Origin of the sequence: Synergistes jonesii (assembly GCF_000712295.1) — a bacterium.
Taxonomy (GTDB): Bacteria; Synergistota; Synergistia; order Synergistales; family Synergistaceae; genus Synergistes; species Synergistes jonesii.
Genome location: NZ_JMKI01000006.1, coordinates 92,420 through 112,868, shown reverse-complemented (window position 1 = coordinate 112,868; position 20,449 = coordinate 92,420). Strand labels below are relative to the sequence as shown.

Below are 20,449 nucleotides of genomic sequence, written 5' to 3'. Positions count from 1 at the left end.
TACAGCCTCCTGGTGTAAATTAACCTTTATCCTTCAAAGAGGCACTCGGCGCGGCGTGGGTCAAAGCAGCAGCCAAGCCTCATTGAGACAACCCTTATCCCGCTCGCCCGCTGCGGCCCGACCTTGACGAAGGTACCCAATACGGTCGTTTTGCCGCCGAGGCCGAGGGCTCCGCAGCCAGATTCGTTCACCGCGTCGGTTATTCTCTTTTCGATGTCGGACTGGACGAGGAAATTGCCCTTCGCCATCGCCTCCATCCCCAGCGACGCGGCTTCGTAATTCGAACGCCCGATGCCGAAGACGAGCACGCACGGCAGGCAGCCGAGAAGCTTCGCGCCCTCCGCGCCCCATGCGATCATCTCGTTTATCACGGTATCAAGGGAGTGCTTGTGGAAGACGCGCAGCGTTTTCCCGCGGATCTCAGGGCCGCCGCCGTACATCATCACGGTAAGGCGTATGTCCTTTCCCGGGACGCGCCTTGTCTGGACTGGGGCCATCGACAGAGCGTCAGGATTTTCATAAAGCCCTTTACACTGGCTGATGCGCTCTTCGTCGTTTCCCTTAACGGCCATCGGGCGCCCCGGCAGCATCTTAAGCCCCTTGGCGACACCCTCTTCTACCGCCCTGTAAAAGCCTGCGGGCACCGCGCACTCGTCGCCGATTTCGAGGAAGAGATGCGGGATGCCGGTATCGTCGCAGAGCGGGAAAGATTTCTGCTCAGCTATTTCGGCGTTCTCAAGGATGTTGTTCAGCACCCATTTTGCGTGGGGGCTCTCTTCCTTTTCGACCGCGCGCTTATAAGCCGCTATCTGGTCGGGGCGGAATACCGTGCTGGCTCTGACCAGCGTCTGAGCCGTCTTTTCGCTTACTTCTGTGCAGTCTATCATCACATGTACCTCTCACACTTAATCACGCTCGTCGTAAATCGACACGCCGCCTGCGACGGCGACTATCGCGGGAAACTTCTCTACTTCCACTTCATAAAGCGCTTCCATGCCCTCTTCGGGGAATGCGACGACGCGTTTCTTCTTAATCGTCGACGTGAGCAGCGCAGTGCTCGGGGGAGTAACGAGGAAAATCGAATTATATTTCTTCAACGCTTCCACCGTTTCCCTTTTCAGGCTGCCTTTCCCTATATGCATCCTCACTCCCGCTGCCGATAGCGCCGGGATGCTCCCCTCTATATCGAGCTTGTTGCTCGAAGTCGGCCCTATTCCGGCAGGGCTGACCGCGGTGTGGAACACCGCCGATCCCCTCAGGAAGATTCCCCTCTTCTCGCACGTCCCCTCTTCAATGCATTTCACGACCTTCGGCAAAACGGCGTCGCGTCCCGTGAAAATCGGCCCGTAAATTTCCACCATGTCGTAAACGCGCAGTTCCCTTATCCTCTCGTCGTCGACAGGCATCTGTATCTTCATTACCGCACCACCTCATCTGAAATTGCCGCAATATCCATATTATGGATATAATATCTTATATGTGGTGAAATAATCATACTGAAAATTATAACAGCTGTCAAGTGCAAAAAATCGCTAACGGCGGATAAAGAGAATGAAAGCTGTTCTTCAGCGAGGTTTTTTGTTAAAATCTATCGTAAAAGTTAAGTTATATATTGCAAACATGTTGCATAATTATAGCTCGGACGGCTTTGCATACGGAGGAATTCACATGGATGAAAAACATGCCGAAACCGGCACCCAGGCAATTCGCAGGGCGCTTGATATATTGAACTGCTTTACAAGGGGCACCGACGATCTTTCGCTCATGCAAATATCAAAGATCGTACAGATCCCCTACTCCACGGCTTCGAGAATCGCGGGAATTTTGGAGCAGGAATCTTTTCTGGTAAGGGATAAGCGCACGAAGCGCTACGGCCTCGGCAGGCGCGTTTACGGACTCGGCTACTGCGCAAAGCAAAGCGATTTTCTGAGGAAGGTGATCTATCCGTACCTTGTAAAGCTGAGGGACGAGTTCGGAGAGACGGCGCTGATTTACGTAAGGGACGGCAATCACCGCGTATGCTTTGAAAAGGTCCCGGCATTCCACAACTTCAAATTCTCGCCGACCGTCGGCTCCCGCTACGTGTTATGGGGCGGCGCGGGCGGCAGGGGGTTTCTTGCTTACGCCTCGCCGGAAGAACAGGATGCCTTTATTAAGGATGCGCACAGCCTAACCGCGTTCACGACGACCGACAGGCGCAGGCTGATGAGGGCGCTTTACAATTTCTGCAGGGATGGATACAGCTACTGCGTAAACGAGTACCAGGAGGGCTTCTCCTCGATCGCAGGGCCGGTCGTGGAAAGAGGGGACAATATCCTCTGCACGGTAGCGGTGACCGGACCGAGCGCGAGATTTACCGACGGGGTTGCGCTCGGGCTCAAAAAGCGCATTCCGGAATACTGCATGGAGATATCGTCCACCTTCGGCTGGAGCCGCGACGAAGGCTCGGGCTTCCTCTTCAGGAGCCCTTCGCTCGAACATATCATCGAAAACATGTAGGCCGACAAGCGGCCGCGCGGTTTTACGCGCGACCTTTCCTGCTCTTTTCGCAAACGCCGGATTAATTTTTCTTTATCTGCTTTGACGGATCGTCGCAGACGAGAGTCCCCGCTATCGCGAAGTTGTCGTTCTTCATCTCGTTGATGATGATGCGCACCGACGCCGGCTTAACGTTCATCGTCTCGCAAAGGACGTCCGTCATCTTCGTCACCATCGCGCGCTTCTGTTCGACAGTGCGCCCCTCTTTGATGTTCACCATTACTATCGGCATTGCAGCAGCCTCCGTTATGAAAAAATACGCGTTGCGTGTAAAATATGCTTTATATTTTACACGCTTTGCGGCTGGGGGGAGCATATGGAAAAGGCGATTCTTACGTTTTTCGCTTTCTGGCTCGGCGCCGCGCTCGGCTCCTTCGCGAACGCGGCCGCGATGCGCGCCGACGTGGGGAAGAAATGGTGGGGGAAAGAGCGCTCGGTATGCGACGCCTGCGGGCGCGCGCTTTCGGCGCGCGACCTTGTACCGCTTCTCTCCTTCGTTGCACTCGGCGGCAGGTGCCGCAGCTGTGGCGCGAAGATCCCGCCGCGCCATTTTTTCGCGGAAATCGTCGGCGCCGCGCTGCTTTCGCTGCTCGCATGGCGCTTCGGCCCGGCTCCGGCCTTTCTCTTCGCTGCGGCGGCGCTGCCATTCGCGGCCTTTCACTCGCTGACCGACCTCTACACCGGCTACATTTACGATTCGTGGGCGATAGCGATGGCGGTCTGCGGGTTAGTAATGCGCCTGCCGCACGGCCTGAGCGCCGTCGTCGACGGGGCGCTCGGCGCGGCGGCCGGCTTCGCGGTGATCGGCGCTATAATCATCGTCAGCCGCGGCAAGATGGGCGTCGGCGACGCGATGCTGATGCTCGGCATAGGCGCCTTCATGGGGCTGAAGATGACGCTGATCTCGCTCTATCTCGGCTTCCTCGCCGGCGGCGCGGTCGTGCTGCCGCTGCTCGCCGCCAAAAGGGTGACGCGCAAGAGCGCGATTCCGCTCGGGCCGTTCCTCTGCGCCGGCATGTTCTTCTCGATGCTCTTCGGCGGGGCTATGCTCTATTTTCTGGGTTATGCGGCCTCATGGCCGTGGATTTAAACTGAAAAAACAGGAGGAAAACTATATGAAAAAACTGGTACTTTTGACTGCGGCGCTCATTCTCGCGGCCTCTTCGGCGGCCTTCGCGGCGAGCGTTCTGCTGCCGGAGCCTGACAGGGGCGGCGGTCCCTCGGTGCTTGAGGCGATAGCGCTGCGCGCGTCGGCGGAGCAGAAGATTTTTGCAAAGGACGAGCTCACGCAGGAGGAGCTTTCGACGATCCTCTGGGCCGCGAGTGGCAAAAACAGGGAGCCGAAGGGCTGGACGGTGCCGATGGCGATGGGGCGCGAGCCTTACGTCTCGATCTACGTCCTTCTCAGGAAGGGCGGTTTCCTTTACAGCTGGGAGAAGCACGCGCTAATCGAGCAGAGCGACGAGAAAAGACTGCCCTCCGGCGCCGTCACCCAGGACTTCGCAAAAACGGCGCCCTGCGTCCTCGTCTTCGTCAGCAGCGGCATGATGAACATGGAGAACTTCAGCTACATAGCGACGGGCGCGATGTCGCAGAACGTCTATCTCGCGGCGCAGGCGCTCGGGCTCAAGGCGCGCTTCGTCGAATCATTCAATAGGTTGAAGATCGAATCCTCGCTGAATTTGAGCCCCGTCGCGAAAATAACCGGCGTAATGCTCGTCGGCAGACAGTGAGGCGACGGCCGGCCCTCGCATCGGGCCGGTTTTTTTGAACCTTTCGTCTGTTGCAAAAGGCGCGCGAAAGCTTTATTCTTAGCAAGAGCAGACGCCGCACAGAATGGAGGAAGTACTATGAGTTTAGTCCCCGCGCACATTTTCCGCGAATATGACATAAGGGGCATCGCCGATACGGAGCTCGCCGACGAGAAAGTCTATCTGATCGGGCGGGCTTACGGCGCGTGGCTCATGCGCCGAGGCGTCGCCCGCGCCACGCTCGGCGGAGACGCGAGGCTCTCCACCGCTCGCATAAAGGCCGCGGCCGCGCGCGGGCTAAGGAGCTCCGGCGTCGGCGTCGTCGACCTCGGGATGGTATCCTCTCCGGCCTTTTACTGGAGCCTATACCGCTTCGACGCCCGCGGCGGCGTCATGGTGACGGGGAGCCACAACCCCAGGGAGTTCAACGGGCTCAAGCTCGCCTACCAAAAAGCGACGCTCTGGGGCGACGACATCCAGGAAATCTACAGGATGATAGCCGCCGGCGACATGCCGGAGGCGGAAAAGCAGGGCGGATACGCGGCGGCGGATATCAACGCGGAATACGTCGACATGCTCGTATCGAAGATAAAGCTCGGCCCGCGCAGGCCGAAGGTCGTCTGCGACTGCGGCAACGGCACCGGCGGGCTCTACGCGCCGGAGTTCCTGCGCCGCATCGGCTGCGACGTGACGGAGCTCTTCAGCGAACCGGACGGGAACTTCCCCAACCACCATCCAGACCCGACGAAGCGCGAAAACCTGAGCGCGCTCATAGATACCGTGCGCAAAACGGGCGCCGACTTCGGCGCCGGCTTCGACGGGGACTCCGACAGAATCGGCGTCGTCGACGACCGCGGCGAGGTGATCTGGGGAGACCGCCTGATGGCCTTCTACTGGAGCGAGATATTGCCAAAGCACCCGGGTGCGCTCGCCATCTGCGAGATAAAAAGCTCGATGGCCCTGCCGGAGACGGTCGAGAGGCTTGGCGGCAGGCCGCTATGGTGGAAGGCGGGACACTCGCTCGTCAAGGCGAAGATGCGCGAAGAGGGCGCGCTCTTCTCCGGCGAAGTCTCGGGGCACATGTTCTTCGCCGACGAATACTTCGGCTACGACGACGCCTTTTACGCAGCCGGGCGCATGGCGCGTATTCTGTCGAACACGGATAAGCCGCTTTCGGAAATGATGAAGGCTATTCCAATCTATCCTTCGACGATAGAGACGCGCTACGACTGCCCGGACGACAAAAAAGCCGGCGTCGTCGAGCGCGTGAAGGAAAAGGCCGCAGCGGAAAAGCTGAACGTCATCACGATAGACGGCGTGAGAATCGTATATGAAAACGGCTGGGGACTCGTGCGCGTCTCCAACACACAGCCGGTCCTCGTCGCGCGCTGCGAGGGGCGCACAAAAGAAGCGCTCGACGAAATAACGAAGGATATGAAGCGGCGCCTGCTGGAAGCCGGAAGCCCCGATTTCGAGTGGGGATATTAACGCCGCGAAAGGCTTGCAAATTTTTATAAGGCTACAAAGCGTAAAGTTCCATTTACTTTAAGGAGGAGACCTGCAAATGCAATACTCTCGCGAAGTTGAAGAAATGGTATGCGTGGCGCGGGGCGCTAAGCACGGCCCGGCGCCCATTCCAGAAGAAGGGAAATGGGTAGAATCACGGCAGATAGGAGACATCTCCGGCTTCACGCACGGCATCGGCTGGTGCGCGCCGCAGCAGGGGGCCTGCAAGCTGTCGCTGAACGTCAAGAACGGCGTGATACAGGAAGCCCTCGTTGAAACTATCGGCTGCTCCGGCATGACGCACTCCGCGGCCATGGCCTCGGAGATTCTCCCAGGAAAGACGATTCTCGAAGCGCTGAATACGGACCTCGTATGCGACGCGATAAACACCGCGATGCGCGAACTCTTCCTTCAGATAGCCTACGGCAGGACGCAGAGCGCCTTCTCCGACGACGGGCTGACGATCGGCGCCGGGCTCGAAGACCTCGGCAAGGGGCTCCGCTCGCAGATCGGCACGATGTACGGCACTCTCGCAAAGGGGCCGCGCTATCTGGAAATGGCCGAAGGCTACGTCCTCGACCAGGCGCTCGACAAGAACGGCGAAATAATAGGCTACCGCTACGTCTCGCTGGGGAAGATGATGGAAGCTATCCGCAAAGGCACGGATCCCAAAGAGGCCTTCGAAAAGAACACGGCCACTTACGGACGCTACGCGGAGGCCGACAAAATAATCGACCCGCGCAGGCAGTAGGGGAGGTACGCGAAATGGCAAACTTCGAAGGCTACGAACGCAGGATAGAAAAGATAAACGCATTTCTCAAAGAAAAGGGCTTAGGGTCGCTCGACGAAGCGCGCGCCCTCTGCCTCGAAAAGGGCGTGGACGCGGCGGCCATTGTGCGCGGCATCCAGCCGATAGCGTTCGACAACGCGGTATGGGCCTACACGCTCGGCGCGGCGAACGCGATAAAAAGCGGCGCTGCATGCGCCGCCGAAGCGGCGGAGAAAATCGGCGAGGGGCTGCAGGCCTTCTGCGTGCCGGGCTCCGTCGCGGACCAGCGCAAAGTCGGGCTCGGGCACGGCAACTTGGCGGCGATGCTGCTCGACGAGGGGACGAAGTGCTTCTGCTTCCTCGCCGGACACGAATCCTTCGCGGCCGCCGAGGGTGCGATAGGCATCGCGCGCACCGCGAACAAAGTCCGCAAAGAGCCGCTGCGCGTCATATTGAACGGGCTCGGCAAAGACGCCGCCTACATCATCTCGCGCATAAACGGCTTCACCTTCGTCGAGACTAAATACGACCAGTACACCGACGAGCTCGCGGTGACGATGGAAAAAGCCTTCTCCGGCGGCGACAGGGCGAAGGTCAAATGCTACGGCGCGAACGACGTCAGCGAAGGCGTCGCGATAATGAGGCACGAAGGAGTCGACGTCTCGATAACCGGCAACTCGACGAACCCGACGCGCTTCCAGCATCCCGTAGCCGGCACCTATAAAAAATGGGCCGTGGAGAACGGCAGGAAATACTTCTCCGTCGCCTCCGGCGGCGGCACCGGCCGCACGCTGCATCCCGACAACATGGCGGCCGGCCCCGCGAGCTACGGCATGACGGACACGATGGGGCGCATGCACAGCGACGCGCAGTTCGCCGGCAGCTCGTCGGTCCCGGCTCACGTCGACATGATGGGGCTCATCGGAATGGGCAACAACCCGATGGTCGGCGCGTCGGTCGCCGTCGCCGTCGCGGTCGAAGAGGCGGCGAAGGCCGGAAAATTCTAAACCCCGGGAAAAATAAAACGAAGCGCAGCGCCGCCCGGCGAAAAAATCGCCCGATGCGGCGCCGCGCTTTCTGCGGCGTACAAACGGCGGCGAAGTAGTTGATAACGCCTGATAGATATGCTAATCTAAGCGAGGCGAAGCATACTTTCATCCCGAACCGGAGGCATAAAAAATGAACGGGAACAAATGCAAAGTCTTTCTCCTCTCCGGCTTCCTGGGCAGCGGGAAGACCACTCTGCTGAAACATCTGCTGGAAAAACATCCCGAAGGGGAGCGCATCGCGGTGCTGATGAACGAATTCGGCAAAGCCGGAGTCGACGGCGACGTGGTGCGCAGGGACGGCCTCGAAGTGATAGAGATAAGCCGCGGCTCCATCTTCTGCGCGTGCGCGAAGGGCGACTTCCTGCGCGGGCTCTACACGATACTGAAAGACTACAGGCCGACGGTGCTGCTCGTCGAAGCAAGCGGGGTCGCCGACACGACGGACATGAAAAAAGACCTGAGCCACGGCATGCTTCACGACTACTACCGCTTCGCCGGCAACGTCTGCGTCATCGACGCGCAGCGCTTCGAAGATTGGCTCGACCTCTTCAACGCCGTGTCGCGGCAGACGGAGTCCGCGACGCATCTGCTGATAAACAAGACGGACCTTGTTACGAAAGAAGAAGCCGACGCGCTTGAAGAACACCTCAGAAGCCTCAACCCCTCGGCGAAGATAGCGCGCGCGGAATTCGGCGGCATACCGTGGGAATTCCTCGCCGACGGCGGCTCCCAGGAAAAAATGAAAGAAATCCCCGGCGCCGAAGCGTGGGAAAGATTCATAGAAGACACGCTCTCGAACATGACGCCGCACATGGCTCCGCCGGACAGCCTCGCCTCGCTCAGCGCCTTCTGGGAGGGAGATCCGGAAAAATTCAAAGCGGCCCTTGAAAAGCTGCCGGACGACCTCGTGCGCTCGAAGGGCTACTTCCTCGACTCCGACGGCGAGTGGAAGCTCTTCGACATAGTCGAGGGTGGTAGGCCGACCTACGCGGACGCGGCGCCGGGCTTCAGCCAGCCGCGCAACCTGGCTATCTTCATCAGAAGGAAGAGGGCGAGAAGAGAGATTCCCGCCCTGCTGCAGGAAGCCGGGCTGAAGCTCCTCGAACTGCGCTTCTGACACCGCCGCCTGCTATCTGTATAGTATCGTCCATTAACTATACACATTAAAAATTGCACATCACATATTACAAAAACAGTAGTGGGCAGGGCCGACAGCGGAACATCGTCCGCAAGCTCCCGCAGGTGCTTTCACTGGGAACTCACTCTATACTGCGTGGGCCATAAGGGCAAACGTATAAAACAATAAACAAGTATAGCTGTCTCCGCTCCAGTTACTTAAAAACGTCACACGGATTTGTTCGCGGCCAACACTGTCCACAAAATCATGGATATTAAACTTGAAGACAATCAGGCGACGATACTCGTAGACGTCTGGATGCCGGCCGTCCGCGACAGGCTGAGAAATAAAACGTAAATCGCACATTCGCGCTTCCGGCACGGCTCGACCGCCTCGCTATGGGCGCAAAGACGAATTTTTCGCAGACGCCGCAGGAATCTTTAAAAAATCGGCTCGGCGCGCGTTAAGTTATCAAACAAAAAACCCCGCGATCGCGGGGTTTTCTTATACGATAAAAAAGGGCGGCCGGAGGCCGCCCTTTTTTATCGCAGAATGTTTTGCTATTTCGTGAATACTTCCTTCGCGGCTTTGCGCGAGATGTCGATGCCGAGCTGGATGTCTTCGAGGGGCACGTTGAGCGCCGGACGGAAGCGGACGGTGTTGCTGCCGCAGCCAAGGATGAGCATGTTGTTCGCGTGGCAGGCCTTGAGGAATTTGTCGCGGAGTTCGGGGCAGCAGATGTCGTAGGCGCACATAAGCCCTTTGCCGCGCACGTTGCGGATGTATCCAGGGAATTCGGCTTCAAGCTGCTTCAAGCCTTTGTAGAGCGCCGGGCCGGCCTGGTTGGCGACGTAGTCGAGAATTTTTTCGTCGCGGTAGATTTCGAGGTATCTCTGCGCGCGGACCATGTCGACGACCGTGCCTCCCCACGTCGAGTTGATGCGGCTGGAGACTTTGAAGCAGTTGTTTTCGATTTCGTCGACGCGCGGTCCGGCGATGAGCCCGCATATCTGAGCCTTTTTGCCGAAGGAGAAGAGGTCCGGCTTGACCGGCGCATGGTGCTGCCAGGCCCACATCTTGCCGGTGATGCCCATGCCACACTGCACTTCGTCGAAGATGAGCAGCATTTCGCTCTCGTCGCAGATCTGGCGCAGCTTCTGGAAGAATTCGGTGCGGAAGTGGTTGTCTCCGCCTTCGCCCTGGATCGTCTCGATGATGACGGCCGCTATTCCGTCCGGGTCGTCCATGATCGCCTGTTTGATCTGCTTGATGGCCTGAGCCTCGAGCCATTCTACCTGCCCGATGTTGTCTTCGAGCGGGAAGGTGATTTTCGGGTTGATGATGCGCGGCCATTCCGTGAATTTCGCGAAACGCTGGTGCTTGTTCGGGTCGTTCGTGTTAGTCACGGAAAGGGTGTAGCCGGAACGCCCGTGGAAGGCTTCGTTGAAGTGCATGATCTTCGTGCCCTTGCGCCCGTTGTAGGCTTCTCCGGGGGTGATTTTGCCCTTCTGCATGAGCTTCTGGACTTTCCAGTCCATCGCGACCTTGAATGTGTTTTCGACCGCCAGCGTGCCGTAGTCGATGAAGAATACGTGATTGTAGCCTTCGGGGACCGCTACTTCGCCGAAGGTTTTGATGAATTCGGCCATTTCCTGCGTGTAGATGTCCGAGTTGGCGACTTTGTTGATCGCCGCGCGGAATATTTTTTCTTTGAATTCGGGGTTGTCGAGCTTCGGATGGTTCATTCCGAACGGCGATGAAGCAAAGAACGTGTAGAAATCGAGCCATTTTTTACCGCTCGCCAGATCGATGATGTGGCTTCCTTTCGAATTCTCCATGTCGATGACTATGTCGAAGCCATCGCGAAGAAGGAGCTTTTCGATTGTCGGGAATACGTCTTTCGGTGCTACTGAGCATTTTGACGGCATGAGAACAACCTCCTCGTAAAATTTTTTGAACTATGTATCTGAGTAAGTTCAATTATTAAATCCCTACACCTAATAGTGTACATTTTTATGACTGAAAATTCAAGTGCGAATTTCAGCGAATTTAAGCGATTCGGCTGATAATCCAAGGCGATTTTTCATTTTTATTTTTCCGTTTTCGCCTGTTTTTTAAAAAAGCGCTGATTTCACGTGAATGTATTAAGCTAAAGGCGCCGCGCGGAGGGCAGTTCAAGGAATTTTTTAAGCAGTTCGGGCGGGTAGAGTTTTCCCCTGTTCATTCCAACGCATAAACCGGCGTAAAAATCCCAGATATCTTTGTTCCTCAGCATGGAAGGCCAAAACGGGAAGAGTCGGCATTGAAGAGGACGGATTTTGTAAATTTTACAGCGTCGTGAGTTTCGTTCTACGAATATACAATCGTAGTTTTCAAGCTCTCTAAAGGTCAAAACGCCCTCTTTCAGCGTCATGTATTCGTTTTCTAACGTTTCTTCGTCGATTTTGAGTTCCGCGGCTATCGCGACGCGCTCCCGCAGCGTCGCGTTTACGATCCCAGGCTCGCCGCCGCAGCAGCGTCCGCAGGCGGCGCACTGGAAGCGCAGCCCGCTTTTTTCCCACCAGAGGGGCATTATTTGCTTTTCATGCCTCTCTTCGTCGCAAGGCAGACCGCGCCTGTCTCTTTCAATTTATCGAGCGATTCGAGCGCGATGCCGGTGCCGAGCGCCACGCATTCCCCCGCCGATTCGGCGATGACGGCGTTTATCTCGGTCTCTTCCATTATAAGCTCGGCGAGGCCGCGCAGATACGCGCCGCCGCCCGTGAGGATTATCCCGCGGTCCATGACGTCGGCCGAGAGTTCCGGCGGCGTCTTTTCAAGCACGCGCTTTATCGCCGTGATGATGCCGCTCACGGGGTCGTCTATCGCCTGCGCTATGTCGTAGCTGCTTATCGTCACCTGGCGTGGCAGCCCCTGCACGAGGTCGCGCCCGCGGATGTCCATGACTTTTTCCTGCGACGCTTTCTTCGGATCGCAGGCGCCGATCTGCTTTTTCGCCTCTTCGGCGGTCTGTTCGCCTATAGCTAAGTTGTACTGCTTTCTCATGTAGCGCACGATGGCTTCGTCGAATTTATCTCCGCCGACGCGCAGCGATTCGAAAACGACGAGCCCGCCGAGGGAGACTATCGCTATGTCGGACGTCCCGCCGCCTATGTCGACGACCATGTTGCCGACGGGGTCGCCTACCGGCATGTTCGCGCCTATGGCGGCGGCCATCGGCTCTTCGATCAGATAGGCTTCTTTCGCCCCGACTTCGAGTGCGGCCTCAAGCACCGCTCTGCGCTCAACGTCGGTCGCCCCCGCCGGCACCCCTATCATCAGGCGGTGGCGCACGAAGCGCTCTATGCCGCTAGTGGCTTTCTTGATGAATTCGCGGAGCATTACCTCCGTCATCGTGTAGTCGGCTATCACACCGTCGCGCAGAGGGCGTATCGCCACCACGTTGCCGGGAGTTTTTCCGATCATTATTTTCGCGTCTTCTCCGACGGAAAGTATTTTCCCGCTGTTTTCGTCCATCGCGACGACTGAGGGCTCGCGCAGCACCACGCCTTTCCCCTTGACGAACACGAGCACGGTCGCGGTGCCCAAATCTATTCCAATGTCTCTGCTGAACAAATCCGCCAGCCTCCAATCTTGGTCAAGCCTCTCGATTCGCCTCCCGCCGCCGCGGGATTCAATCTCCTTTTATGCCGGTTATTTATTTTATCATATCGGGATATTTGTGATATACTTTCGCGCCCTATATGAGGGAAGATGCGCGGCAAAATAATCGCGGCGGCAAAGGACAGGCAGAGGCCGGCTCGTAGCCGGACCTCTGCCTTTGTAAGTTGCCGCCGCGGCGGCGTTCAGTTGAGCACTAGGCGCTGGGGCATGGGGATTATCGCAAGGCGCGGGCGTTTCCCCGACGAATGTCTTTGAATCGCCGTCTCAAGGGCGTCCGCGAGGTTTTTCGCCGGCGTCATCATAAGGGCCGAGAAGTCCGCGGCGCCGACGTTCGGCGACAGCGCTATCACACCCGCGCCTTTTTGATAGAGCTTGCAGAGCAGCAGCGCGTGGTCTTTCTGTATGCGGTAGTTTTCCGTCACGTCTTTCAGCACGCCTTCGAGCGAGGCGGCGCCCCTGAAGGAGGACATCATGTCCTCCGAATTTATGCCCTCGGAGCATCTGCTGTAAAAAATTATCGTGTCGCCCCTTTTCACCGCCGGGGTAAGGGCGATCAGGGCCTTCATCGACTGATAGAGGTCGATGTTCAGCGGGAGCCCCGGCGTGACGAGGTATATGTCGGCGCCGCCGAGTTTGATTCCGAAAAGCGAGCGCAGGAATTCCACGCCCTTCAGATGCGCGGCTTCCATATCTCCGGCGAATACTCCGAGGGGCGCGCCTTTCGCGTTCTGCACGGTGTTGACGCAGAAGTCTATCCCCAGCGCCTTCGCCGTTTCCAACATATCGAGATGCACCGGGTTGCCGTCGAGGTTGCCGGAGACGGCGCGCGGGTCGAGTATCATTTCGGGCCTGTGGTTGTAAACGATGCAGCGTTCGCTCGCGACGCCGGGCAGCACCGACTTGCGCCCGCCAGAAAAGCCGGCGAACTCGTGCGCCTCTATTTTTCCTATCGATACGCGCAGCGCGGCGCCGCAGACTTTTTTGTTGAGCTCGACGCTGTTGCCGAAGGAGGTCCTGCCGATCGTCACGAGCTTTTCAGGGTCGTAGGGGTCGTGGTTTTCTATGCGCACGCGGCCGTAATATCCGCCCGCGATTTCCTTCATCTCTTCCTCCGTCGCGCCGCGGTGCACTCCCGTCGCTACGACGAGCAGGACGTTTTCCTCCGCTATGCCGCCGGCCGCGAGCTCCTTCATCACGTAAGGAAGGACGGCGGCCGTAGCGACGGCGCGGGTCGCGTCGGATACCAGAATCACGGCGTCCTTTTTGCCGGCTGCGAGCTCGCTGAGGCGCAAAGAACCTATCGGGGTTTCCAGCGCGCGGCCGATGAGCACGCCGCTCTCCTCAGGCTCTGGCTCTTCAGGGTATATGAATTCCACGCCGGCCAGCGCGTCCGGCACTCTCAGCAGCACGCCCTCGACGCCATCGCGGTAGAAGGCCCCTCCGGCGTTTTTTTCAAAGCCGTATTCGGCGGACATCGCCGTTCCCTCCCCGCTAAAAACGCACAAGGTCGGATATGTCGGCCATGCGGCAGCCTTCGCTCAAATCCGCCACCCTCATCAGGAAGTTGAGTTTGTCGATTCTTTCGCCCGAGCGTGGGCAGCCGTTCTTGATGAAGCCTATGCCAAGCCCGACCGCCATATCCATGACGACGTCGCCGATCACGCCGCCCGAGCGCCCAGAGGTTATCGAAAGCAGGCCGCGCTCCTTGGCGTATCGGTGGGACTCCAAAGCCTCGCTTATCGTACCCACCTGGTTCGGCTTTAAGATGAAGCCGTCTATCGAGCCGTCGTTGTAGGCGCGCTCTATCCTCGCCCTGTTACTCGCGGTGAGGTCGTCGGCGATGATCAGCGTCCTGTCTATCGCCTTATGCGCCGCGGCGTACCCCTCCCAATCGTTTTCGTCGAGCATGTCCTCGATAAAGACGAAATTCCATTTTTCGGTGAGGCGCTTTATGTAACCGATCATCTCGCCGGAAGAGATTCTTCCGCCATTGAGATAATAGCTCTTCGTTTCGGCGTCGTACATCTCGCTCGCCGCGCAGTCGAGCGCGAAGGCGCACTTCTTGGTGTAGCCGCATTCGTCTATCGCTTCCTGCATCAGCGAAAGCACCTCGTCCGGGTCCTCCGACGGGGCTATCCAGCCGTAGGAGCCGCCGACGCCGGGAGCCTTGCCAGTGTGTTTCTTGATCACGCCGCCGAGCTTCTGGAAGACTTTCACCGCTATTTCGACCGCCTCGTATATCGAATCGGCCCTGTAAGGCATGACGATGAATTCGTTGAAGGCCTGAGTCGCGCCGGGGTTGCGCCCGCCGTTTATCACGTTGAACGACGGGATGGGGACGCTTTTGACCGGCCCTTCCGCGATATATTCGTAGAGCGGCGTTTTTTCATCCTCCGCGGCTGCGCGGAAGGCGGCTATCGAGGCGCTGTATATCGCGTTGCCCCCGAGCCGGCGCTTGTCGGACGTGCCGTCGAGGTCGATCATTATCCGGTCTAACCCCGCCTGGTCCTTCACTTCTTTTCCTATCAGCGCGGGGGCGATTATCTCGTTCACGTTCCGAACGGCGTTGTGGACGCTTAGCCCGTCGTATTCTTTCGGGTCGCCGTCCCTGAGCACGAACGATTCGTACATGCCGACGGAGCTTCCCGTAGGAGCGCTGCCGCGCCCTAAAGAGCCCTTCTCGGTGATCACGTCGACCTCAACCATCGGGCGACATTTACAGTCTATGAGTTGCCTCGCCTTTACTTCGGTTATTTTAGACATGGCGTTCTCCTTCCGGAATTCTAAATTCTACTATTCTGCCTTGGGTACGTACATCACGTTGAAGTCGCAGAGATTCGTGCCGGTGTTGCCGGTGAAGACGACGTCGCCCATCTTCAGCAGCGCCTCGTACGCAGCGTGCCCCCTGAGCGCCGCGTAGACGTCCGCGCCGCTTTTCTGCGCCGCGGCGTAGCTCTGGGAGTCTGTGATTCCTCCCGCGACCGGCGTCGTGCCGTCCGTGCCTTCGGAGTCAATCGAGAGCAGGCAGGCGCCCTTCATCTTTTGCGCCGCTATCGCAAAGCTCAGCGTCTCCTCCTGCGAGGGGCCGCCGTGTCCTGTTATGACGCCGCTGTCCGGTATCTTCGTCGTCGCTTCGCCCGACGCGAGCAGCACGCACGGCGCTTTGAAGGGATTGCCGTAGCTCTGAATCTCGTGCGCTATCGACGCGAAGACGGAGCCTACGTCCCTCGCCTCCCCTTCGAGGAAGGAGGTCAGGATGTGGGCTTCGAGCCCCATCTCCTCCGCCGCCTCCTTCGCGTAGCGGCACGAATCCGGCAGCGTGTTTATAAGGAAGTATGTGTTGTTCGGGAAGGCCTTCGGGGTCTCACGCTCCGACCCCGCGCTCATCAGATAGTCGACGACATTTTTCGGCAGCTTATCCGCGACGTCGTAATCGCGTATCACGCGCCTCGCATCGTCCAGCGTAGTCTGGTCGGGGCCCATAGGCGTAGCGCGGTATTTCGCGTAGGGGACTCCTATGTCGCCGGTGGGCGGGGAGGCGACGGCGTCGCTTATACCGAAGCCTATGAGCTCCGCGCCGCGGGCCTCTATGCGCTTTGCGAGCATCCCGCCGTTCATCTGGGAGATGTGGCGGCGGATCGCGTTTATCTCGAATATATTCGCGCCGGATTTCAGCATGACGTCCGTCACCGCTATCTCGTCGGCAAGCGATATGCCGTCTATCGGGCAGCTCATAAGGGCCGAGCTCCCGCCGCTTATGACTACGATGAAGAGGTCGTCGGGGCCGGCGCGGTCGACGATGTCGAGCATTATGCGGCTCGCGCGGTAGCCCTCCTCGTTGGGCAGAGGGTGCCCGCCGACGTATACTTCGGTCTTGTTGAAGACGTCCGTATCCTCGGCGATCTTGACGATCGCTACGCCGCGCGTGAGCCTGTCGCCGAGTATTTCGTCGACGGCCATCGCCATGTGGTTGCACGCCTTGCCGCCGCCGAGCAGGTAGATATTCTTTTTTTTAGAAAGGTCCCATTCTTTTATCCCGATGCGGAGCGTGTCTCCGTCGAGCGTCATTATACTTTTGATGCGCTCTTTCGCATCCAGGCGCCGCAGCGTTTTTTCCGTGATATCGAGGACGATGCGCCTTGATTCCCTGTCGCCGTGCGACAACAGAACGTCTTTGTTTCTGATCTTCTCCCGCATTGCCGATTCCCTCCAGAAAATTAAGAGTAAAAAAGGACATACTTTGCCGTATCTGATATAGCTGTCGATAAAGTATATATAGCAGGACAAAAAGTCAATCGAATATAAATATTTTGATAGAAAATGATAATATTACGATGATTTTGCCGAAAACGTGATGGACGTCGGCGAGTCGCCCCGGCTCTTCTCCAGCTTCTTCCTGTAGGCCAGCGGCGGGCATTTCATTTCCCTTTTGAAGCACTCCGTAAAGTAGCTGCCGGAGCCGAAGCCGACGTTCTGAGCTATTTCGGAGATGTTCAGATCGGTCATGGCGAGCAGCTTTATGCTCTGGCGTATCCTGTAGCTCACAAGATAGGAAAAGGGCGTGGTGCCGGTCACGCGCTTGAATATGCGGCAGCATTCCCCCTTGCTTATGTGGTCCGATGCCGCTATGTCTGCCAAGGATATCGCATCCATATAGTTGTTGTGGATGAAGCCGGTCAGCGCCTTTATGCGCTGCCTTTCGGAGAAGCTGACCGGCGTCGACTTGCATAGAAGCCTTTCGTTGTTGTGCACTATAAGATACCACATCTGGAGCACGAGCGAGTACATGCGAATCTCGTAGCCGAAGGCCTGCGACATATCGACGCGTGCCAGCTCCCTCATTATCGTACAAATCTCCATATGCCACGGCTTTTCGCGCAGGGGGATCGCCTGCAGCTCGCCGGAAAAAAGCACTGGATCGACGTAGGCGTGCCGCAGCAGGCTTTCGGGATAGCCATAAACTATCTTCGGATGGAAATTGACGCATACGTAAGCGCAGTCGCCCTCCTCGGCGGGGACCGGCTCATGCAGGCAGCCGCTGTTGAAGACTATCCCCTCTCCTGTGTGTATAAGGAATTCCTTGTCCTGCGTCTTGAAAAGGACCGAGCCGCTGACGACTATCGTTATCTGTATCTCGTAATGCCAGTGGAGCACGCCCTCGAAGTCTTCGGCGTTCACATGCTGCTCGTCCATCGACATCGCAAAGCTGTCGTTCCCGTGCTCCGTGAGCTCCTGAAGCGTTCCGTCCACAAGTATCGGGCGCGATTTCAAACAAACCACTCCTCTGCACAATGCCCTGCCGCGTTTCTCAAAGCGCCCCCCTACGCGCTCCGGAAAATCTGTTATTGCTTTCACTATTGCGATTATTATACATTATACATTACAAAGCTGCGGTGCTTACACGGTTAATATATTGATAAAAGAGAATAAGAATCTAATAGAAAAATAAACGTTCAGTGCCTATATTAGGCGAAGCAGAGCCAGAGTTGCATGTTAGGAGTTTGACTACAGACCGTCGTGCGGCTCTGTTTCTGTTGTGTGCCGCATGAGCGGTGTTCGGCGTTTGCCGAATCAAAATCTTTCATAAAGTCTAAGGAGAGATGCCAAATGGATAACAGGATCGAGTTTATCTATCTGTCCGAACCGGACACGATAAAGCTCGGGATCATGGACGCTCCAGGCTGGGTCGACGTATGCGAGGAGGTGTTCACTCTCCTTGCGAAGGGTGACTATCTGATGGGCGGCAGCAACCACAACAGCCATGGCATGGGCATTATCTTCCCCAAGGAGTCGCCTTTCCCGAATATGCCGGTCGCCGGGCCGGACAGAAGGTTCTTCGCTATGCCGGCCTACCTCGGCGGGCGCTTCGACGTCTGCGGAAACAAATGGTACGGCTCAAACGCCGCGAATACCAAGAGAGGGCTTCCGCGCTCCATCCTCACAGTCCTTATAAACGACAAAGAGACCGGCGCGCCGCTCTGCCATATGTCCGCAAACCTGCTGAGCGCGACGAGGACCGGCGCGATCCCCGGCGTCGCGGTGCGCCATCTCGCGCGCAAGGATTCTAAAGCCGTCGCCGTAGTGGGCTGCGGACCGATAAACAAGTCCTGCTTCCGCCACCTCATCACTCAGGCTCCGCAGGTTGAAAAGGTCTTCTGCTACGACCTCTTCATAGAGAAGGCGCAGGCTCTGGCCGAATGGATAAAGAAGGAATACGGGATCAAAGCCGAAGCCGCATCCGAGCTTCCCGACGCGCTCAAAGACGCGGACATAGTGACGGTCGCGGCGTCGCGCATCAAGCCACTGCACATCGAAAGCTCGTGGCTCAAGAAGGGCGTCCTGCTGATGCTGACGGGCCCGGCGAAGGGCGACGACAAGCTTTGGACGGAGAGCAAAATAGTATATGACAACATCAAACTTCACGAAGCCTACGTCGAAGAGGCCTACGCGTCGGGAGACGTCGCCGGCTATTACGCCGGGGTCATCGGAGGCCCCCTATACACGCTGATCGATCAGGGCAAGCTCGCGAAGCTGGAAGATTCTACCGACATCGGCAACGTGATACTCGGCAAAAAGCCCGGCAGGACGAACGACGAGGAAAACATCGTCTTCGTCGCCTGCGGCATGGCCGTCTTCGACGTGGCCTGCGGCTTCGAGCTCTATCAGCGCGCGCTGAAGCAGGGTGTGGGACAGAAACTCCTGCTGTGGAACGAGCCTTACCTAAAATAAAAACTGAAGCCGCACCGGAGGCATTTAAATGGAGTTATTTACACTGGTAATCTGTTTTCTCTGCATGATGGTCATAGGAGTGCCGATAGCCTATAACCTTATCATCAGTTCGCTCGCATACATGCTGGCAGCCGGATACCCGATCATCGTAATAGCGCAGAAAATGTACGAAGGGATGAACAGCTTTTCTTTTCTGGCTGTGCCTTTTTTCGTGCTGACCGGGCAGCTTATGCTCAAGGGCAAGCTTCTGGAAACTCTCATTGATTTCGTGAACGCGCTCTTCGGCCGCTACCACGGCGCGATCGCGATGGTGACGATCGGCGCGAGCCTTCTGATGGGCTCGATAGTCGGGCTGGCGGTCGCGGCCGCCGCGTCGCTCGGCGTATTCCTGATACCGATGATGAAGAAGGAGGGCTATTCTCCGGCCTTCTCGGCGGGCGTAATGTCCTCCGCGTCGCTCTTGGGACCGATAATGCCGCCGAGCGTGCTGATGATTCTCTACTGTATGGCAGTAGGGCGAACGTCGATAGCGGGGCTCTTCATGGCCGCCGTCGTGCCGGCCATACTTATTTCAGGCGCTCAGATAATCATCGCGAACAGGATCGCGGCGAAGCGCGGCTACAAGCCTTACCGCAGGACGACGTGGGAAGAGAAGATGCGGGCGACGAAGAAGGCCCTCCCGGCGCTGATGCTCCCTGTGATCATCCTGGGAGGAATTTTCAGCGGGATATTCACGATAACGGAGGCGTCGGCCGTCGCGGTGCTTTACAGCGGCATCCTCGCCTTTTTCGTCAACAGGGCCGTCAAGCTGAAGGACATACCGGAGATGTTCCTCGACGCGGCTTCCACCACCGGGCTCGTGCTGCTACTTTCAGGAGCCGGCAGCGTGATGGCGTGGGCTATTGCGAATGAGCGCGTCTTAGACAGCCTGATAGGGCCGATGTCGGCGATGCCGTGGTGGCTCTTCCTGCTCTGCGTGAACGTAGTGCTGCTCGTCGTAGGCTGCTTCATGGACGACTACGCGTCGATAGTCATACTCGCGCCGATAATCGCTCCTATAGCGTGGGAGCTCGGCATCGACCCTATACATATCGGACTCGTCATCTGCGTCAACCTCGTAGTGGGGCTCGCGACCCCGCCGTTCGGGATAACGCTCTTCGTCACCAGCCCTATAGCCGGGGTGAAGATAGAGGACACGGTCAAGGAGGCCATACCCTTCGTGGCGGCGACTATGGCCGTGCTTCTGCTCGTGACTTTCGTCCCACAGGTTTCACTGTTCCTGCCCAGACTGGCCGGATATTAAAAATAAACTAACACTCGGAAGGAG

General features: G+C 57.6%; 19 protein-coding genes. 9 read left to right on the top strand and 10 right to left on the bottom strand.

Annotated features, from left to right (window positions below; translation table 11 throughout):
* Positions 1-26: 26 nt before the first annotated feature.
* Positions 27-887 (bottom strand): fumarate hydratase, encoded by an 861-nt coding sequence (locus EH55_RS02630; protein WP_037974493.1) that lies wholly within the window; start codon positions 885-887, stop codon positions 27-29.
* Between the two features lie 18 nt (positions 888-905).
* Positions 906-1,418, bottom strand: coding sequence for a fumarate hydratase C-terminal domain-containing protein (locus tag EH55_RS02625; RefSeq protein ID WP_037974492.1), 513 nt, complete (start codon positions 1,416-1,418; stop codon positions 906-908).
* Positions 1,419-1,668: 250 nt separating this feature from the next.
* Between EH55_RS02625 and EH55_RS13275 the strand changes: the two genes are divergently transcribed.
* Positions 1,669-2,499, top strand: a complete 831-nt coding sequence (locus tag EH55_RS13275; protein WP_051682568.1) for an IclR family transcriptional regulator — start codon at positions 1,669-1,671, stop codon at positions 2,497-2,499.
* Between the two features lie 61 nt (positions 2,500-2,560).
* On the opposite strand, the gene EH55_RS02615 is transcribed toward EH55_RS13275, so the two are convergent.
* The gene (locus tag EH55_RS02615; protein WP_081839404.1) at positions 2,561-2,854 is read right to left on the bottom strand and encodes a tautomerase family protein; all 294 of its coding nucleotides are present in this window, start codon (positions 2,852-2,854) and stop codon (positions 2,561-2,563) included.
* Between EH55_RS02615 and EH55_RS02610 the strand changes: the two genes are divergently transcribed.
* The 6 genes from EH55_RS02610 to EH55_RS13270 all read left to right on the top strand — a co-directional run bounded on the left by EH55_RS02610 (position 2,855) and on the right by EH55_RS13270 (position 8,730).
* Positions 2,855-3,628: a prepilin peptidase gene (locus EH55_RS02610; protein ID WP_037974490.1), complete on the top strand. Its 774-nt coding sequence runs from the start codon at positions 2,855-2,857 to the stop codon at positions 3,626-3,628.
* Between the two features lie 25 nt (positions 3,629-3,653).
* The gene (locus tag EH55_RS02605) at positions 3,654-4,271 is read left to right on the top strand and encodes a nitroreductase family protein (RefSeq protein WP_037974489.1); all 618 of its coding nucleotides are present in this window, start codon (positions 3,654-3,656) and stop codon (positions 4,269-4,271) included.
* Positions 4,272-4,388: 117 nt separating this feature from the next.
* Positions 4,389-5,777 (top strand): phosphomannomutase/phosphoglucomutase, encoded by a 1,389-nt coding sequence (locus EH55_RS02600; protein WP_037974488.1) that lies wholly within the window; start codon positions 4,389-4,391, stop codon positions 5,775-5,777.
* 76 nt (positions 5,778-5,853) lie between these two features.
* Entirely contained in the window at positions 5,854-6,546 is a 693-nt protein-coding gene (locus tag EH55_RS02595; protein WP_037974487.1) for an iron-sulfur cluster assembly scaffold protein, read from the top strand.
* Between the two features lie 14 nt (positions 6,547-6,560).
* Positions 6,561-7,571: a GGGtGRT protein gene (locus EH55_RS02590; protein ID WP_037974486.1), complete on the top strand. Its 1,011-nt coding sequence runs from the start codon at positions 6,561-6,563 to the stop codon at positions 7,569-7,571.
* Positions 7,572-7,743: 172 nt separating this feature from the next.
* Positions 7,744-8,730: a CobW family GTP-binding protein gene (locus tag EH55_RS13270; protein WP_051682567.1), complete on the top strand. Its 987-nt coding sequence runs from the start codon at positions 7,744-7,746 to the stop codon at positions 8,728-8,730.
* Positions 8,731-9,290: 560 nt separating this feature from the next.
* Here EH55_RS13270 and lat read toward each other — a convergent pair.
* The 7 genes from lat to EH55_RS02550 form a co-directional block, all read right to left on the bottom strand.
* Positions 9,291-10,658: an L-lysine 6-transaminase gene (gene lat / locus EH55_RS02580; protein ID WP_037974485.1), complete on the bottom strand. Its 1,368-nt coding sequence runs from the start codon at positions 10,656-10,658 to the stop codon at positions 9,291-9,293.
* Positions 10,659-10,879: 221 nt separating this feature from the next.
* On the bottom strand, positions 10,880-11,302 hold the full coding sequence (locus EH55_RS02575) for a YkgJ family cysteine cluster protein (protein ID WP_037974484.1): 423 nt from the start codon (positions 11,300-11,302) through the stop codon (positions 10,880-10,882).
* Entirely contained in the window at positions 11,302-12,345 is a 1,044-nt protein-coding gene (mreB, locus tag EH55_RS02570) for a rod shape-determining protein (protein WP_037974483.1), read from the bottom strand. The genes EH55_RS02575 and mreB overlap by 1 nt, the downstream gene beginning before the upstream one ends.
* Before the next feature lie 230 nt (positions 12,346-12,575).
* Positions 12,576-13,868 carry a nickel-dependent lactate racemase family protein gene (locus EH55_RS02565; RefSeq protein ID WP_051682566.1) on the bottom strand — a complete coding sequence of 431 codons (1,293 nt, stop codon included), beginning with the start codon at positions 13,866-13,868 and terminating at the stop codon, positions 12,576-12,578.
* A gap of 16 nt (positions 13,869-13,884) precedes the next feature.
* Positions 13,885-15,156: a phosphopyruvate hydratase gene (gene eno, locus EH55_RS02560; protein WP_037974482.1), complete on the bottom strand. Its 1,272-nt coding sequence runs from the start codon at positions 15,154-15,156 to the stop codon at positions 13,885-13,887.
* Positions 15,157-15,186: 30 nt separating this feature from the next.
* A complete protein-coding gene (locus EH55_RS02555; RefSeq protein WP_051682565.1) occupies positions 15,187-16,590 on the bottom strand; it encodes a glycerate kinase type-2 family protein in 1,404 nt (467 codons plus the stop codon).
* Between the two features lie 132 nt (positions 16,591-16,722).
* On the bottom strand, positions 16,723-17,664 hold the full coding sequence (locus tag EH55_RS02550; RefSeq protein WP_037974481.1) for an AraC family transcriptional regulator: 942 nt from the start codon (positions 17,662-17,664) through the stop codon (positions 16,723-16,725).
* Positions 17,665-18,000: 336 nt separating this feature from the next.
* Between EH55_RS02550 and EH55_RS02545 the strand changes: the two genes are divergently transcribed.
* Entirely contained in the window at positions 18,001-19,122 is a 1,122-nt protein-coding gene (locus tag EH55_RS02545) for a tyramine oxidase subunit B (RefSeq protein ID WP_037974480.1), read from the top strand.
* A 28-nt stretch (positions 19,123-19,150) separates the two neighbouring features.
* Positions 19,151-20,425 carry a TRAP transporter large permease gene (locus tag EH55_RS02540; protein ID WP_037974479.1) on the top strand — a complete coding sequence of 425 codons (1,275 nt, stop codon included), beginning with the start codon at positions 19,151-19,153 and terminating at the stop codon, positions 20,423-20,425.
* Positions 20,426-20,449 lie beyond the last annotated feature (24 nt).

Excerpts from the sequence above, each read along its gene's own strand:
- EH55_RS02600 (WP_037974488.1), top strand. The coding sequence starts at position 4,389 with ATGAGTTTAGTCCCCGCGCACATTTTCCGCGAATATGACATAAGGGGC.
- lat (WP_037974485.1), bottom strand. The coding sequence starts at position 10,658 with ATGCCGTCAAAATGCTCAGTAGCACCGAAAGACGTATTCCCGACAATC.
- EH55_RS02540 (WP_037974479.1), top strand. The coding sequence starts at position 19,151 with ATGGAGTTATTTACACTGGTAATCTGTTTTCTCTGCATGATGGTCATA.
- EH55_RS13275 (WP_051682568.1), top strand. The coding sequence starts at position 1,669 with ATGGATGAAAAACATGCCGAAACCGGCACCCAGGCAATTCGCAGGGCG.
- EH55_RS02630 (WP_037974493.1), bottom strand. The coding sequence starts at position 887 with ATGATAGACTGCACAGAAGTAAGCGAAAAGACGGCTCAGACGCTGGTC.
- EH55_RS02625 (WP_037974492.1), bottom strand. The coding sequence starts at position 1,418 with ATGAAGATACAGATGCCTGTCGACGACGAGAGGATAAGGGAACTGCGC.
- EH55_RS02590 (WP_037974486.1), top strand. The coding sequence starts at position 6,561 with ATGGCAAACTTCGAAGGCTACGAACGCAGGATAGAAAAGATAAACGCA.
- EH55_RS02595 (WP_037974487.1), top strand. The coding sequence starts at position 5,854 with ATGCAATACTCTCGCGAAGTTGAAGAAATGGTATGCGTGGCGCGGGGC.
- eno (WP_037974482.1), bottom strand. The coding sequence starts at position 15,156 with ATGTCTAAAATAACCGAAGTAAAGGCGAGGCAACTCATAGACTGTAAA.
- EH55_RS02545 (WP_037974480.1), top strand. The coding sequence starts at position 18,001 with ATGGATAACAGGATCGAGTTTATCTATCTGTCCGAACCGGACACGATA.
- EH55_RS13270 (WP_051682567.1), top strand. The coding sequence starts at position 7,744 with ATGAACGGGAACAAATGCAAAGTCTTTCTCCTCTCCGGCTTCCTGGGC.
- EH55_RS02605 (WP_037974489.1), top strand. The coding sequence starts at position 3,654 with ATGAAAAAACTGGTACTTTTGACTGCGGCGCTCATTCTCGCGGCCTCT.
- EH55_RS02565 (WP_051682566.1), bottom strand. The coding sequence starts at position 13,868 with ATGTCCGCCGAATACGGCTTTGAAAAAAACGCCGGAGGGGCCTTCTAC.
- EH55_RS02575 (WP_037974484.1), bottom strand. The coding sequence starts at position 11,302 with ATGCCCCTCTGGTGGGAAAAAAGCGGGCTGCGCTTCCAGTGCGCCGCC.
- EH55_RS02615 (WP_081839404.1), bottom strand. The coding sequence starts at position 2,854 with ATGCTCCCCCCAGCCGCAAAGCGTGTAAAATATAAAGCATATTTTACA.
- EH55_RS02555 (WP_051682565.1), bottom strand. The coding sequence starts at position 16,590 with ATGCGGGAGAAGATCAGAAACAAAGACGTTCTGTTGTCGCACGGCGAC.
- EH55_RS02610 (WP_037974490.1), top strand. The coding sequence starts at position 2,855 with ATGGAAAAGGCGATTCTTACGTTTTTCGCTTTCTGGCTCGGCGCCGCG.